The following is a 15,908-nucleotide window of genomic DNA, read 5'->3' on the forward strand; positions in this document are numbered from 1 at the left end:
GGTTACGCCCTCTCTTCAAAGTAGCGTTTTGCGTTACCAAAACAGATGTCTTCGACCATAGGACCAAGCAACGATAAGTCATTCGGAACTTCGCCGTTCTCTGCCCAACGACCGACCATGTCACACAAGATGCGGCGGAAGTATTCGTGGCGAGTGTAAGACAAGAAGCTGCGCGAGTCCGTTAACATGCCGACGAATTGGCTGAGCAAACCAAGCTGAGAAAGCTGTTCCATTTGGCGTTGCATGCCGTCTTTTTGATCGTTGAACCACCAACCTGAGCCAAACTGCACTTTGCCCGCGATGCCGCCACCTTGGAAGTTACCAATCATGGTCGCCATCATTTCGTTATCACGAGGGTTCAAACAGTAAAGAATGGTGCGAGGCAGCTCGTTGGTTTGGTCCATTTCATCCAATAGATGTGCCAGTTCAAAAGCAAATGGGCGATCGCCAATCGAGTCAAAGCCAGCGTCGGCACCTAACAGTTGGAACATGCGTGTGCTGTTGTTGCGCTGTGCGCCAATATGAAGCTGCATGACCCAGCCCAATTGCGCGTAGCGTTTTCCGAGCCAAACTTGAACTGCGGTAGAGAACTGCGCACATTCAAGCTCTGACAATACTTCGCCATTCAAACGACGGGTCAGCAACGCATCTAAATCAGCCTCGCTTGGGATCGGTGCGTAACGGACGATCTCAATGCCGTGGTCTGCCGCACGACAGCCATGTGCATCGAAGTGTGCCAAACGTTTATCAAGCGCACTCAATAAATCATCAAAGCGGCGAATTTCAATGTCTGTTACTTCGCCCAGTTTGTGCATGTAATCCGAAAACACGTCCAATTCAATCTTGAATGCTTTATCCGGACGCCAACTCGGCAGCACTTTAACGTTAAAGGTGTCGTCTTCTGCGATCGCTTTGTGGTGTTCTAGTGAATCGATAGGGTCATCGGTTGTGCCCGCCATTACGACATTCATTTGCTGCATGATGCCGCGAGCCGTGAACTCAGGTGTCGCAAGCAGCTCATTACATTGATGCCAAATTTGGTCAGCGGTGTCTGGGCTAAACAGCGTATTGGTAATGTCGAATGGGCGACGCAGTTCTAAGTGCGTCCAGTGGTAAAGCGGGTTGCCCAAAGTTTGAGGAACCGTCTTCGCCCACGCCATGTATTTGTCGTAATCGCTCGCGTCACCGGTAATTAAACGCTCTTCAATGCCTGCCGAGCGCATGCCACGCCATTTGTAGTGATCGCCTTCAAGCCAGATTTGACCCAAGTTATTGAACTGACGATTTTGCGCCACTTCCGCTGGGTTTAAGTGGCAGTGGTAATCATAAATTGGCTGGTGGAACGCATGCTCATGGTACAAGCGACGTGCAGTTTCGTTTGAGAGTAAAAAGTCTTCACACAAGAAATTCTTCATCGTTAACTCCTATTACAGCGTAGCGACAGTGGCACGAGCACCGTTATCGATTAGCGATTGGTAAGCGCTGCTCACCGCATCAATCACTTGTGGGTTTTGACCAAGCTCTACTGGGAAGATAGCTTCAACCGCGAGCAATGCAGGCACAACAGAAACGTTCAAGCCGTGTTGGTCGCAAATCTGACGTAGTGTCTCTGCCATTGGATCGCGAACATCAATGTCGTTGCCTTGCTCGTCCACGCCGGATACGTAGCGCATCCAACCTGCAATCGCTGTTGCCAACCATGAGAAGTTAGAACTTTGAACAAGATGGAATCGTAAGCTGCCACCCATGCGTTGTGGGATCTTCTGGCTGCCATCCATCGCGATTTGCCATGTTTTGTGTTTCAAGCTTGGGTTAGTGAAGCGTTCAATAAGCAGCTTGGCGTAGCCTTCTAAATCGGTGCCTTCTGGCATGGTCAGCGAAGGAGCTTGCGCTTGCATCATCATGTCGAATGCCGCTTTACGGTAGCCTTCATCTGTCATGGTGTCAGAGATGTGCGCGTAACCGCCAAGGTAGCCTAGGTAGGCTAGGAACGAGTGGCTACCATTTAGCATGCGCAGTTTCATTTCTTCGTAAGGCACAACGTCAGCAACAAATTCTGCGCCAGCCACGTTCCAATCAGGACGACCAGCCACGAAGTTATCCTCGATAACCCATTGGCGGAAAGGTTCACAAGCGATGCCACATGGGTCTTCACAGCCAAGTAGCTCAGCGATTTCGGTCAGCGTCTCTTCGGTTGCTGCTGGCACAATGCGGTCAACCATGGTGCAAGGGAAGGTAACGTTGGTTTCAATCCAGTCACACAATTCAGGGTCGAGCAGTTGAGCGAACTCAAGTACCGCAGCTTTTGCTACGTGACCGTTCTCTTGCACGTTATCGCAAGACATCACGGTAAATGGCGTTAGGCCGCGTTCACGGCGCAACTTCAGTGCTTGCACGATGTAACCCAATGCCGATTTTGGCTCCGTTGGGTTGGCAAGATCAGCAATGACTAGCGGATTGTTTTTATCAAGCGTGCCCGTCGCTGGGTCGGCGCAGTAGCCTTTCTCGGTAATCGTCATTGAAACGATCGCCACTTGTGGCTCGGCCATTTTTTCTAGAACCGCTTGAATGCTGTCGAGGCTTGGGTGGAGTGATTCGGTGACTGAGCCAATCACTTTTACCTCGGTCGATTCTGCGCCTTTCTCTGCCACTGCGTAGAGGTGGTCTTGGGCGCGCAGCGATTGAATTAAGTCTTCACCACCAAATAGGTTGATTTCGCAAATGCCCCAGTCAGAGCCCGTTTTGCTCAGCATCTCGTTGGTGAATAGAGCTTGGTGTGCGCGGTGGAAAGCACCGAAACCAAGGTGAACAATACGGCTTTTAAGCGTTGAGCGGTCGTAGTCCGGAAGCAGAACGTTTTCATTCAGAGTTGAATTCGAAATAGTCTTCATTGTTGTATCCCTTTTCCCGCAGGTGATCCTGCGGGATGGTTTATCTTAATAATGGGTAGCCAAGAGCTTATTTAGTAAACAAGCACCTATTTAGTAACCAAGAACAAGCCTAGGTAGGAAGAGGCTCAAGTCAGGAATAAAGGTTACGGCCATCAGGGCTGCAACCAAGGCTACGTAGAATGGAAGTAGAGGCTTAATTACTTTGTCGATGGCAACGTTCGCCACAGAACAACCGATGAACAACGCACTGCCTACTGGTGGGGTACAGATACCGATAGCCAAGTTGAAGGTCATCATGATGCCGAAGTGTACAGGGTCAATACCCATATCCAGTGCGATTGGCAGGAAGATAGGCGTAAAGATCAGTACCGCTGGTGTCATGTCCATGAAGATACCGACAATCAGCAGAATGACGTTGATGATCAGTAGAATCATCATTGGGTTGTCAGAGATAGCCAGTAGGGCATCTGCAATCATGTAAGGAATGTCGGCGTTCGCCATCGCCCAAGACATGCCCATTGATGCGCCAACCAGTAGCAATACGATAGAAGTGGTCACCGCAGACTCTAGGATGATCTTTGGAATGTCACGCCATTTCACTTCGCGGTAAATCAACACCGCTAGCACAAAGGTATAAACCACCGCGATAGCTGATGCTTCTGTTGCCGTAAAGATACCGCCAATGATGCCACCCATGATGATCACAATCAGTGCCAAAGATGGGGCTGCTTTTAAGAAGGTATTCCAAACCATTGCCAGAGAAGGGCGTGCTGCCACTGGGTAGCCACGGCGTTTTGCAATGATACCTGCTACCACCATGATGCTTAGACCCATCAAGATGCCAGGAATATAACCCGCTAGGAACAATGCCGCGATAGATGTACCACCAGATACCAATGAGAACACGATCAGTGTGTTACTTGGCGGAATCAACAAACCAGACGGGCAAGAAGTGATGTTCACTGCCGCAGAGAAGTTCTCATCGTAGCCATCTTTCTTTTGCAGAGGAGACATAGTGCCGCCAACCGCTGCTGCAGACGCTACCGCAGAGCCAGAAATCGAACCAAACATCATGTTCGCCATTACGTTCACGTGTGCAAGTGAACCAGGAAGACGGCCACCGAGCACTTTTGCAAAGTTGATAAGACGCAGTGCGATACCACCTTGGTTCATGATGTTACCCGCCAAGATAAAGAACGGGATTGCCAGTAGAGCAAAGTTATCAAGGCCTGCCGCCATACGCTGCGCCACAACGGCGATCGCAGGCTCTAGCGGTAAGCTCATTAAAATAGTGGCTAGCGATGACAAGCCGATAGCGAAAGAAACCGGTACGCCAATCGTCAATAAGACCGCGAAGCTACCGAATAGGGTGAGAATTAATTGCCATTCCACTGTGGAACCCTCTATTAATCAAGCTGGGTGTCGGTGAGTAGGGCTTCACCAGACGTCAATTGTTTTACACGGTCGAAAGCAAATACCGCAGAGTAGAAGATCATCAGTGCGCCACTGATTGGTAGGCAGAAGTAGATGTAGCCCATTTCCAAGCCAAGCGCTGGTGTTAACTGGCCAGTTGCCAGTGTTTTCAGTGCGAGTTGTGTTCCGCCGTGAACCAACACCACGTAAGAGAACAGTGCGATGGCAATTTGGATGACGATTTCATTGATGAGTTTGCGCTTGCCTTGCAGCTTCATTGTTAGCAAGTCGATAGCAAGGTGACGTTTAAGGCCGGTGGTGTAGGCGGCGCCAATTAATGCTACCCACATAAAGAGATAGCGAGCAAGTTCGTCAGTAACGGTACTTGGTCTGCCAATCACATAGCGTGATAACACTTGCCAGACTACGCAAATGACGAGGAAGGTCGAGAGAGAGACCGTAAAGGCAGCCAGCCCCCTGTTTATGTATTTGACCAATTTATTCATTTTTATTTCCTTTAAGTAAATACGCGCATCTCATAACAATTGGTTTACCAATGTAAGGAACTGTTTCTGTGTAGGGCAGCAACATACGCTAATCTTTCTGAGTGGATTATAAGTTAGCCGATTTGGTTGTCCGTGAGCAGCTTCACAATTGGATTGGTTGACCAATTTAACGATTGCTATTGTGATTTTGGTCAATCAATTTGCATTTTTGTTTTGACGATAGGTTTTTTGATCGCCAATAATGGCTTCGAAACAAGAAATACCGATAAAAAATTAAAACTACCCTATATATTGGACAACCAATCCAAGGAGAATAGAACAATGATGACGCGTAAGACTCTTTTAAGCGCTGTAGTAGGTGCTGCAATGACCTTCGGCGCCACTGCTTCTGCTTATGCTGCGACCACTTTGAAGCTGAGTCACAACCACCCTCGTGACCATGCGGTACATAAAGCAATGGACTTTATGGCAAAAGAAGTTCGTGAAATGACAGATGGTGAAGTTCGTATCCGTATTTACCCTGATGCACAGCTAGGTACACAGCGTGAATCGATGGAGCTAATGCAAAACGGCGCTCTAGATATGGTGAAGAGCAACGCGGCAGAATTGGAAGCTTTCTCCCCGGCTTACGCGGCATTCAACCTGCCTTACTTGTTCCGCGATAAAGACCACTACTACAAAGTGACAGATGGTGAAGTGGGTCGTGAAATCCTGAATTCTTCAGCGGACAGCGGCTTTATTGGTGTGACTTATTACGATGCGGGTGCGCGTAGTTTCTACACCAACAAGCCAATCAACACGCCGGAAGATCTAAAAGGTCTAAAAGTGCGCGTACAGCCAAGCCCATCAGCGATTGCGATGGTGAAAGCATTGGGTGGCAACCCAACGCCGTTGGCATACGGCGAGCTATACACGGCATTGCAACAAGGCGTGGTGGATGCTGCGGAAAACAACATCCCATCGTTCAGCTTGAGCCGCCACAGTGAAGTATCAAAGTACTTTAGCTTAGACGAGCACACTATGGTGCCGGATGTTTTGGTTATCTCAACTAAGACTTATGACAAGCTAACGCCAGAGCAGCAACAAGCACTGATGAAAGCAGCGGCAGACTCTTCGGAATACATGAAGAAGCTGTGGGCTGAGTCAGAAGCGAAAGAGCGCGCGAAAGCAGAGAAGATGGGCGTGACTTTTGTAGAGCCAAATAAAGCGGCATTTGTTGAAGCGGTTCAACCAATGTACGCGGACCTAGAAAAGACAAATCCTGAATTAAATGAATTGGTTGAGAAAATCAAAGCCGTTCAATAATTCACAATTTAATTAGTACGAAACAATCGAAAACAAGGTGTTACCACATTCTGGTACATAGAGGTTGACCAATTGTTATTGGTCGTTATGATGGCGTGAGAAGTTAGATGGAATATAGTGATAATATCATCATGATGCCTTTTGAACCGAAAAGACCGTATCAAGAAACCGGTCTAGTCCTAAGACAAGAGTTAATCAACGGCCTTTACAAGGTTGGTGATAGGCTGCCGCCTGAGCGCGATATTGCAGAACGTCTCGACGTTAGCCGCACAGTTGTGCGTGAAGCGATCATCATGCTTGAGCTGGAAAACCTTGTCGAAGTGAAAAAAGGTTCTGGGGTGTATGTCATCAATATTCCATCTCAACCCAACTCCCGCGAGAATGTGATCAGCGATGATGCTGGTCCGTTTGAAATGCTCCAAGCTCGTCAGTTACTTGAAAGCAACATCGCTGAATTTGCCGCGATGCAAGTGACGCCAAGCGACATTGTGAAAATGCGTGCAGCCCTTGAGCTGGAACGAGAAGAACTCGCCAGTGGCACCGCAGATTGCAACGGTGATGAGAAGTTTCACATGTGTATTGCAGAGGCAACCCAAAACTCTGTATTGGTGGACATGCTGAGACAATCTTGGGAGCGACGTGAGAGCAGCCCAATGTGGAATAAACTCCATTCCCACATTGCTGGTCAAGACTACCGTGAAGAGTGGTTAGACGATCACGCCAAAATCCTCGCCGCATTGCAGCGTAAAGATCCTATCGCTGCAAAAAATGCCATGTGGCAACACCTTGAAAACGTTAAACAGCGCCTGTTGGAGCTGTCTGACATCGATGACCCAGATTTTGATGGTTACTTATTCAGTTCCAACCCTGTTGTTCTGCAGGGCGCTGAAAACGGTTAACCACATTGCCGGCTTCGGTCGGCTCTAGTCAGCGCAGCTGCATTATCGCGGCTGCATATTAAGAAGTCGTTGTGCACTTAGCTTGAATAATTCGAGCGGGCTGAGTGCGTCTTAAAAAAGGTGAGTGTCATGGAACAAACTTGGCGTTGGTACGGTCCGAATGACCCAGTGTCGCTAGACGATATTCGTCAGGCTGGCGCAACAGGCATCGTAAATGCCTTGCACCACATTCCAAATGGGGAAGTGTGGTCGAAAGAAGAGATTTTAAAACGTAAAGCCATCATCGAAGAGAGAGGCTTAACGTGGTCGGTGGTTGAAAGTGTCCCTGTTCATGAAGAAATCAAAACTCAAACAGGTGATTACCAACAGTGGATCGACAACTACAAACAGACGCTGCGTAACCTTGCAGAATGTGGCGTAGATACAGTCTGCTACAACTTTATGCCAGTGCTAGATTGGACACGTACCGACCTAGAGTTTGAAATGCCAGATGGTTCTCGAGCACTTCGTTTTGACCAAATCGCATTTGCGGCATTTGAGCTACACATTCTGAAGCGCCCTGGAGCACAAGCGGATTACACCGAAGCTGAACAAGCGCAGGCGCTTGAGTACTTCAACAACATGACGGCGGAGCAAATCCAACAACTGACAAGCAACATCATTGCTGGTTTGCCGGGTGCTGAAGAAGGTTACACGTTAGAAGAGTTCCAAGCACAGTTAGACCGTTACTCGGGCATCAGCAAAGATAAGCTGCGTGAGCACATGGCGCACTTCTTAGCGGAACTTATGCCAGTGTGTGAAGCGCATGGTTTGAAATTGGCGGTACACCCAGACGATCCACCGCGTCCAATTCTTGGTTTGCCGCGTATTGTTTCAACCATCGAAGACATCGATTGGTTGACTGAAAAAGTACCGAGCAAAATGAACGGTTTAACCATGTGTACGGGTTCTTACGGTGTGCGTGGTGACAACGACTTAGTGAAGATGATCAAAAAGCACGGCGACCGCGTTTACTTCACTCATTTGCGTTCAACCAAGCGTGAAGAAAGCAACCCGATGACGTTCCACGAAGCAGCCCACCTAGATGGTGATGTGGATATGTACAACGTAGTGATGGCGATTCTGGATGAAGAACAACGCCGCGCAGAAGTAGGTGATCACCGTTTGATCCCAATGCGTCCTGACCATGGTCACCAAATGCTGGATGATTTGAAGAAAAAGACCAACCCAGGCTACTCAGCCATCGGTCGCTTGAAAGGCCTTGCGGAAGTGCGTGGTCTAGAAATGGCACTAAAACGCGCTTTCTACACCAAGTAACGATTTACAATGTAAAACCACTTTTAAAAGCGCAGAGTTTTGGCTCTGCGCTTTTTTGTTGCTACTCAACGTTGGGAAGCTTTTCTTTGAGATAATCAATCAAGCAGCGAACCTTAAGAGGCGTATAACGGCTTTGTAAGTACACCGCATTGAAAGGTAAATTTTGCCCTGTGTAGTCGCTCATCAATTGTGTAAGTCGCCTTTCTTTTAAGTGATGTTCAACCATCCAAATCGGAAGAATGACAATCCCTATTCCAGTTAATGCGACCTCTAGTAATACATCCCCATTGTCGCTTTGAAAATTACCATTTACCGCGACGGCATGTTTCTGATTTTGCTTGGTAAAGCTCCATACATTAATGTCTCTCATCCGCGAATAAACCAAACAATTGTGTTGTTTTAAGTCGTCAGGAGCTTTGGGTTCTCCGTGCTGTTGTAAATAACTCGGCGTGGCTAAAACTAGCATCGGGTTATCAAACAAATGGCGCTCAATCAGCGTCGAGTCTTGAAGTAGTTTGGCTCGAATCGCCCCTTGGGGAGAGGCCAACTCTGATCTTGCTTCGGCTTCATCCAGTTCACCTAAAATATCAACGCAAGTTTGATAATACTTCGCGCAAGGAGTTTGGTTGCATACTCGACATGGTTACTCAACGTAAGAACTAATAGTTTTAAGTTGTAAGTAAATTCCTGTTTGTGTTCTTTTTTGTGTGAAGCGCACTTTTGAAAATACTCAATGTATCATTATGTTCACGTTGCGGATTGATAGGGAACACTTATAAATATGAATTGGTTAGACGATATTAAAGTTGGAACTAAGCTGACATTATCTTTTGTATTGTTGATTTCACTAACGGCCATATCAGCCTTAGTTGCACTAGATGGAACAAAAGAAATGAACAATGAAGTTGAGCATGCCGATAACCTCAATCGGATAGTGAAACATGTGAAAGATGTGAGAATTGCAGAGAAAAATTTTGATTTAAGGGGGGATGAAAGATACCTAGGCCAAATTGATGAACTTCTGTCTTCTACAGAGGCTCTAATTGTTGTTGTCACAGATTCTGGTCTTTACGACAAAGTGGTTCTTTCGGACATTGTTAAATATTTGAATGAATACCGAGACGCTTTAAGTGACTATGTGAAAGAGGAGCGTCGTATTGAGAGCTTAAGTGATGATATGCGTAAAGCAGCAAGACAAATCGAAGAGACGTTAGTGACTATAAGGCAATCTCATAAAGAGAAATTATGGTCGATCATCAATGCTAACCAAACATCCCATATCTACGAGGCGGTAAACGTCGCGGATGATGCGAATAAGCTCATTAAACTAATGTACGAAGCTAGACAGGCAGAAAAGAATCTCATGTTGTCTGGTAATTTTGACTATGCAGATAGTGTGAATACTCGGACTGCATTAATGTATGACTTAATTAAAAAAGCTTTTGTTGATAAAGATGAGAACGTAGATAAAACAAATGTACTTATTGGTAGATATGAGAATGCATTTCGCGGGTACGTATCCACATTAAAACAACGTGATAAAACAAATGCGCTTTTACTAGAAAATGCTCATCAAGTTCAAGAGTCTGTTGAAAATATTCGAGCTACAGCAAAGCAGCTTTTGGCTGCAAGTGGTGATCAAATTATCAAGGTCAATATGAGTATTGCGGTGATTTCATTAATTGTCGGTTGTGCGATTTCATTTGGGATGACGCGACAGATAGTTTCTCCTTTGCAAATTGCAGTAGATGCCATTAACAACATTGCACAAGGTAATTTAAACGTGAATGTATCTACCACCCGCAAAGATGAACTGGGACAACTGTTGACGGCAATGGGGGTCATGACAGAGCGACTTGGGGCGATGATCGGTGAGATTAGTGAAAATATTTCTGTTATCGCTAGTTCTTCTGAGCAGTTGTCTGCACTTACTGTTCAAACATCTCAAAGTGTTACAAGCCAAAAAGAGGACATTGTTCAAGTCGCTACGGCGATGACGGAGATGAGCTCGTCTGCTCAAGAAGTTTATATTAAGGCTGAGCTTACCCTCGAATCTGCCAACTTAGCTAGAACTGAAGCCGATAAAGGCAATGATTTGGTTATCACTACTGTTGAAGGTATGAATGTGTTATCACAGACAATTGATGAGTCGGAGCAAGTAATCCAAAGTGTAAAAGGTGATAGTGAGAATATCGTTTCGATATTAGATGTGATTAAAAATATCTCAGAACAAACCAATTTGCTTGCGTTAAACGCTGCTATAGAAGCTGCCCGTGCTGGTGAACACGGTAGAGGGTTTGCGGTCGTAGCAGATGAGGTCCGTTCATTGGCGCAAAAGACACAGCATTCAACTGTTGAAATTGAAAAAATGATCGACAGTTTAAAATTTAGTGCAGATTCAGCAGTTGACCGAATGTTAGAAAGCAAAGTTCAGGTAGAGGTAATGGTTAAGAAGACGGAAAACGTGAAAAGTTCTCTGGATTCGATTTCTCAAGAAGTCAACGCCATTACAGAAATGAACGCACAAGTAGTACAAGCGGTGAATGAGCAAAGAACAGTGGCTGAAGAAGTCAGCTTAAGAACCAACACCATACAAGATGTAGCAGATCAAACGTCTAACTCATCACACCAAACATCAGAAGCTAGCAAAGAGCTAGCAAGAGTTGGAGAAAATTTGCGTGTTCTTAGCGGAGCATTTAATCGGGATAAAGTAATATGAGGTCTTGAGAAGCAAATGATTACACAACTACACGATCCTTTTTGAACACGAGCTTACAGCCTCAAAAGTTGATGTGCATTTTGATGTAAGAACGTAAATAGAGAGGTGCCTAAGCCACCTCTCTATTTACCTTCTGCAAACGAATCAACATCTTCCACTGTGATACCAAGGTGGTCGAGGACCTAGGTGTCAACCAACGTTAGCGCATCGGTTAGTTGCTGTGTGTTCAGTTAATGCTTTCTTAACCATAAATTGAAACAGCATTGATTGTGCCAGTGGAAAGCTTTGTAGAAGAGCCCGTTCGATGTTGGTTATCAAGGAAGACAACACCAAACATTTCATGCTCTTTTGCAAAAAGTGAGTTTTGGTAGAAAGTTATCATCATATCAGTAGAAGTGAACACCGCTTGAACACTTATGATAAGCCGGGATTTTAGGATATCTTGCGGGGCCACTATCACTTTTTCTTATGGGGGGCTGGCCAGCCTTGTTTGTTGTGAACAGTAAAGGACAAGTTCAGTTAGTCGATGTTTCCAATGGTCCATTCGCGCGACCTGAACTGGAAGTCTTGCTCTCAGGATTGGCGTTTATCCGTAACCCAGAAAACGATTACCCCATTCGTGGTACCTACCAAGCGGCAATCTAATCACTGTTTTGGTTTGAGGCATTAAAAACCAATGACGTTCACAAACTTCCTCTTCTAAAATTGGATTGTTCGTCTCCTAGATTGTGGTAAAGTCCGCGCCAGCGTTTACCGCATCGATATTTTTTAATGCCTCTTAAACCAAAAGCACAAGGTTAAGCTAATGCCATTTTCTACTCTCTCTTTGAGTTCTGAGCTGATTCACGCACTGCCAAAAGATTTCAAGAAGCCAACCGATATTCAAGCTTTGGCCATTCCTGAGCTACTCAGTGGTAAAGATGTGTTGGCATTAGCAAACACGGGCAGCGGCAAAACCCTTGCTTATGGCTTGCCTTTGTTGGAAAAGCTAAGTGTAAGTCCAGAGCAAAAAGCGCTAATTCTGGTACCAACACGTGAGCTGGCGACACAAGTGAGTGAGGCGATTAACCAAGTTGGTCAATCTGTTGGTCTCAACGCGGTGTGTTTGTGTGGTGGCGTTGATAAAGAACAACAACTACAAGCTCTTGCGGCAGACCCTCAAATTCTTGTGGCGACAACAGGCCGTTTAGTCGATCTGGCGAACAACGGTTTGGACCTGAGTAATATTCATTACCTAGTGTTGGATGAAGCGGACCGCTTGTTGGATATGGGCTTTTGGCCTGACGTGCAAAATATTGCAGGGCAGATTTCAAACCAGCGTCAAACCGCGATGTTCTCAGCAACGTTTTCTGATGAGTTGAAGGGCAAAGCCAAGCAGCTCATGCACGCACCAAAACAGGTAGTAGCGCATCAAGAAAACAGCACCAATCAAGATATTGCCGAAACGCTGTATCTCGTCAACAAAGGCAGCAAAACCAAAGCGTTGATTGAACTGATCAAGCAAAATACGTGGACGCAGGTATTGGTATTTATAGGCGCTAAAGAGAATGCCGATGGTCTAGTGAAAAAACTCAGTAAAGCTGGAATCTCAACCAATGCGTTGCACGGCAATAAGAGCCAAGCAGAGCGAGAAGAAGCGTTGGCGCAGTTTAAATCGGGGCAAACACAGGTATTGATTGCCACCGATTTGTTGGCGCGCGGTATTCATATTGAACAACTGCCCGTGGTGATTAACTTTGAGTTGCCAATGCACGCAGAGACTTACGTTCACCGAGTTGGACGTACAGCCCGTGCAGGCGAGCAAGGTGTCGCAATGTCGCTGGTCTGCCATGGCGAAGCCGAAGCGCTTACCGCGATCCGTAACCTGACTCAACGTGAATTGCCAACGCAAGATCTTGAAGGCTTCCCAGTTACGGATAAGCCATCAACAGGCGAAAGCAAACGCGCCCCACGCGATAAAAAAGCCAATCGCCGAACCAATGCCAAGAAGAGCATTAAGCAGTTTCAAGGAAAACCGAAACGCCAAGCGCCTAAAGCTAAATAAACCAAGCTAAACAAACAAAAAGCCACGCCTTAACATGAAAAGCGTGGCTTTGTTATATCGGTTGTTTGTATGGCTAGTTTAGTGCGTGTTTGATTCTTACCAAGGCTTCATCCAGTGTGCCTGTTGGGCAGCCTAGATTAAGGCGAACAAAGCCAGAACCTTCTTTACCGAAAGCGATACCCATGCTCGGGACAAGCCCTGCGGCGACAAATTTTTGCTCCAGCTCGGCGTCGGTCAGGTTGAATGCGCGGCAATCTAACCAAGCCAAGTAGCCTGCTTGTGGGGCGATAAATTTCACCTCTGGCAGTTCCGTTTGTACAAACTGATCAAGTTTGGCGATATTAGCTCGCAAGTAGTCTTTTAAGTCCATCAACCAATTAGAGCACTCTTGATAAGCAACAGTCGCTGCACTCATCGATAGGCTATTGAACACGTCCATACCATGAGCATCTAATCGGCGAGTAAACTGTGCTCGGAGTGATTCATCTGGAATCATAAAGTTAGAGATTCGCAGTGAAGACAAACCAAACGTCTTACTTGCAGCCGTAGCTACTATCAGACGTTTTGTAAGATTTTTTGGAAGACGTAAAGCAGAGTAGTACTCCGCATCGCCAACCACTAAATCGCCCCATATTTCATCACTCAGCAGCCAAACTTGGTAATGTTCACACAGTTCGGCAACCTTTGTCATTTCGCTTTCAGACCAAACTCGCCCTGTTGGGTTATGTGGGTTACAGAAGATCATTGCTTTTGCGCCATTAGCAAAGCAGGTTTCGAGATGATCAAAGTCGAGTTGATAGTCGCCTTTGGTTTCCGTCAGTGGGTTCTCTACGACAACACGATCGTTGAATTCAATGATCTTACGGAAGGAGCCATATCCCGGACTCTGCATCACGATGCCATCACCTTTTTCGGTGAGCATTTGCAATGCCATCGCGAGTCCAGGAAGTACGCCATGTACCGTAGTGATCCACTCACGCTCAACGTGGGTACCATGCTGGTTTTGATACCAATCGATCGTAGCTTGGTAGTACGTATCATCGCGTTCTGCGTAACCAAAAATCCCATGCTCAACACGTTGTTGTAGCGCGTCTAATACTACTTGCGGCGCTTTAAAATCGTAATCGGATACCCACATCGGGAGTAAATCCGTGCCAGCCAATCCCAGCTTTTGCTGCATAAAGTCCCATTTAACAGAGCCACTTTCCTTGCGGTTCAGAATTTGGTCGAAAGCGTTCATCAATGATTTACCTTATTTTGTTTCTACTGCTGGTGTATTTGAATGCTCTTCAGCAATCTGTTGTTCGTTTTGTTCTGGCTTGGCTTTTGCGATACCAAAGCCAGTGAAGCCATAAATCAGAGCGAAGATCACGCCGGTGTAACATTGAATCGCCCATGGTAGGTAATCCAACGTTGCCACGCCTAGCGTACCCGCCATATAGATACCTGCGGCTGTCCAAGGAACCAATGGTTCAATAATGGTGCCGGCATCTTCGATGGTTCGAGACAGGTTCTTCGTGTCTAATCCCATTTTTCGGTAAGCGTTTTGGAACAACTCACCCGGAATCAACAGCGCTAGCTTGCCGTCAGAAGTGGTGAAAACCACAGTGATGGTTGCCACAACGGTCGAAGCAATCAGCTGACCTGTGGTGTGAATCGCATGTAGGAATTTGCCTAGTACCACGTTTAGTGCGTCAGTTAGGCTCAAAATACCAGCGAAGGCAAAGGCACAGAATACTAGTAGAATCGTGCTCATCATTGAGAACAGACCGCCACGGTTAAGCAGTTTGGTGATATCTGGCACTAAGCCATTTACGCTGTGACCGTTTGCCTCAAACATGGCTAGGTTGAAGCCGTCTACGTAAGCTTGGAAGCCTTGTTTTAGTGTGAAGTCTTGGAAAAACATGCCTAAAACAATCGCGATGGCCGATGCGCCAAGCATCAATGGCAGAACTGGCTTCTTAGTTAACGCGCCCCACAGGATCATCACTGGCGGGATAAGAAGTAGAATGTTGAAGCTGTATAGATTATCTAAGCCCGAGATGATTTGAACAACTTTCTCTGGCTCGTGAATGTTCGCGATATCAGCGCTTTGACCCGCAAAGAAGAAGACGACAGACGCAATCACAAAGCCCGGCAGGGTGGTGTAAAGCATATGTTGAATGTGTTCGTACAAGGTGGTGCCTGAAACGACAGGCGCAAAGTTGGTTGAATCTGATAACGGTGAGATTTTGTCACCAAAGTACGCGCCAGATACCACTGCACCAGCGGCAGCTGCGAGCGAGACGTCAAGGCCTGCTGCCACGCCCATTAGTGCGACACCAACAGTACCTGCAGAGCCCCAAGACGTACCGGTACAAACGGAAACGACACTGGTCACAAAGAAAGCGGCAATAAGAATGTATTCAGGGCTGATGACTTTTAGTCCCCAGTAAACCATGTAAGGGATTGTGCCGCTGACCATCCAGCTGGCAATCAAACCACCAACCGAGACCAAAATCAGAATGACTGGCATCGCTTTCGCCAGTTTTTCTACGATGGCGTTAATGATGTCATCCCAGTTGTAACCGATCTTCCACGCGATAAGACCAGTAAAGGCAGCAGAAATCAGCAACAGAACTTCAATGCGAAGTCCGAGTATTCCGTATCCGACAGCCAGAAGTGCAAACATCACCGCAATAGGGGCGAGTGCTAATCCGAACGACGGCAGAGGCTTAGAATTTGTCATGTTATTTATCCTCAGGATCGATGTAGGGTTTGTTCGAAATGGATAATAACGGTCACATAATAGGCAAAATGAGAGCGGTGTGTTGT

Annotated in this window: 12 protein-coding genes and 1 pseudogene; 6 read left to right on the top strand and 7 right to left on the bottom strand. The window is 46.5% G+C overall.

Annotation, left to right across the window (positions count from 1 at the left end; all coding sequences use genetic code 11):
• Positions 1–2: 2 nt before the first annotated feature.
• The 4 genes from uxaC to BCT11_RS18735 all read right to left on the bottom strand — a co-directional run bounded on the left by uxaC (position 3) and on the right by BCT11_RS18735 (position 4,810).
• On the bottom strand, positions 3–1,415 hold the full coding sequence (uxaC, locus tag BCT11_RS18720; RefSeq protein WP_102388953.1) for a glucuronate isomerase: 1,413 nt from the start codon (positions 1,413–1,415) through the stop codon (positions 3–5).
• Positions 1,416–1,427: 12 nt separating this feature from the next.
• Positions 1,428–2,891 (bottom strand): fructuronate reductase, encoded by a 1,464-nt coding sequence (locus tag BCT11_RS18725; RefSeq protein ID WP_102388954.1) that lies wholly within the window; start codon positions 2,889–2,891, stop codon positions 1,428–1,430.
• A 90-nt stretch (positions 2,892–2,981) separates the two neighbouring features.
• Positions 2,982–4,283, bottom strand: a complete 1,302-nt coding sequence (locus BCT11_RS18730; RefSeq protein ID WP_038871505.1) for a TRAP transporter large permease — start codon at positions 4,281–4,283, stop codon at positions 2,982–2,984.
• Positions 4,284–4,297: 14 nt separating this feature from the next.
• Positions 4,298–4,810 carry a TRAP transporter small permease gene (locus tag BCT11_RS18735; protein ID WP_042605111.1) on the bottom strand — a complete coding sequence of 171 codons (513 nt, stop codon included), beginning with the start codon at positions 4,808–4,810 and terminating at the stop codon, positions 4,298–4,300.
• A gap of 321 nt (positions 4,811–5,131) precedes the next feature.
• Here BCT11_RS18735 and BCT11_RS18740 point away from each other — a divergent pair, with 321 nt between their 5' ends.
• The 3 genes from BCT11_RS18740 (at position 5,132) to uxuA (ending at position 8,331) form a co-directional block, all read left to right on the top strand.
• A complete protein-coding gene (locus BCT11_RS18740) occupies positions 5,132–6,115 on the top strand; it encodes a TRAP transporter substrate-binding protein (protein WP_038871500.1) in 984 nt (327 codons plus the stop codon).
• 107 nt (positions 6,116–6,222) lie between these two features.
• The gene (locus BCT11_RS18745; protein WP_042600255.1) at positions 6,223–7,014 is read left to right on the top strand and encodes an FCD domain-containing protein; all 792 of its coding nucleotides are present in this window, start codon (positions 6,223–6,225) and stop codon (positions 7,012–7,014) included.
• A 129-nt stretch (positions 7,015–7,143) separates the two neighbouring features.
• Positions 7,144–8,331, top strand: a complete 1,188-nt coding sequence (uxuA, locus tag BCT11_RS18750; RefSeq protein WP_042605112.1) for a mannonate dehydratase — start codon at positions 7,144–7,146, stop codon at positions 8,329–8,331.
• 61 nt (positions 8,332–8,392) lie between these two features.
• Here uxuA and BCT11_RS18755 read toward each other — a convergent pair whose 3' ends face one another.
• Positions 8,393–8,878 (bottom strand): substrate binding domain-containing protein, encoded by a 486-nt coding sequence (locus BCT11_RS18755; protein WP_241909034.1) that lies wholly within the window; start codon positions 8,876–8,878, stop codon positions 8,393–8,395.
• A gap of 234 nt (positions 8,879–9,112) precedes the next feature.
• On the opposite strand from BCT11_RS18755, the gene BCT11_RS18760 reads away from it, so the two are divergent.
• The 3 genes and pseudogenes from BCT11_RS18760 (at position 9,113) to BCT11_RS18775 (ending at position 13,094) form a co-directional block, all read left to right on the top strand.
• A complete protein-coding gene (locus BCT11_RS18760; protein ID WP_102388956.1) occupies positions 9,113–11,050 on the top strand; it encodes a methyl-accepting chemotaxis protein in 1,938 nt (645 codons plus the stop codon).
• Between the two features lie 486 nt (positions 11,051–11,536).
• Positions 11,537–11,695: pseudogene (locus BCT11_RS18770) on the top strand (thioredoxin peroxidase); the annotation flags it as partial.
• A 160-nt stretch (positions 11,696–11,855) separates the two neighbouring features.
• Entirely contained in the window at positions 11,856–13,094 is a 1,239-nt protein-coding gene (locus BCT11_RS18775; RefSeq protein ID WP_102388958.1) for a DEAD/DEAH box helicase, read from the top strand.
• Positions 13,095–13,167: 73 nt separating this feature from the next.
• Here the strand turns inward: BCT11_RS18775 and BCT11_RS18780 are convergent, their stop codons facing one another.
• Positions 13,168–14,334 carry a MalY/PatB family protein gene (locus BCT11_RS18780; RefSeq protein ID WP_102388959.1) on the bottom strand — a complete coding sequence of 389 codons (1,167 nt, stop codon included), beginning with the start codon at positions 14,332–14,334 and terminating at the stop codon, positions 13,168–13,170.
• A gap of 12 nt (positions 14,335–14,346) precedes the next feature.
• Positions 14,347–15,822: a Na+/H+ antiporter NhaC gene (gene nhaC / locus BCT11_RS18785; RefSeq protein ID WP_102388960.1), complete on the bottom strand. Its 1,476-nt coding sequence runs from the start codon at positions 15,820–15,822 to the stop codon at positions 14,347–14,349.
• Between the last annotated feature and the right edge of the window lie 86 nt (positions 15,823–15,908).

It is taken from the genome of Vibrio sp. 10N.222.52.B12 (assembly GCF_002875385.1).
GTDB classification, from domain to species: Bacteria; Pseudomonadota; Gammaproteobacteria; order Enterobacterales; family Vibrionaceae; genus Vibrio; species Vibrio jasicida.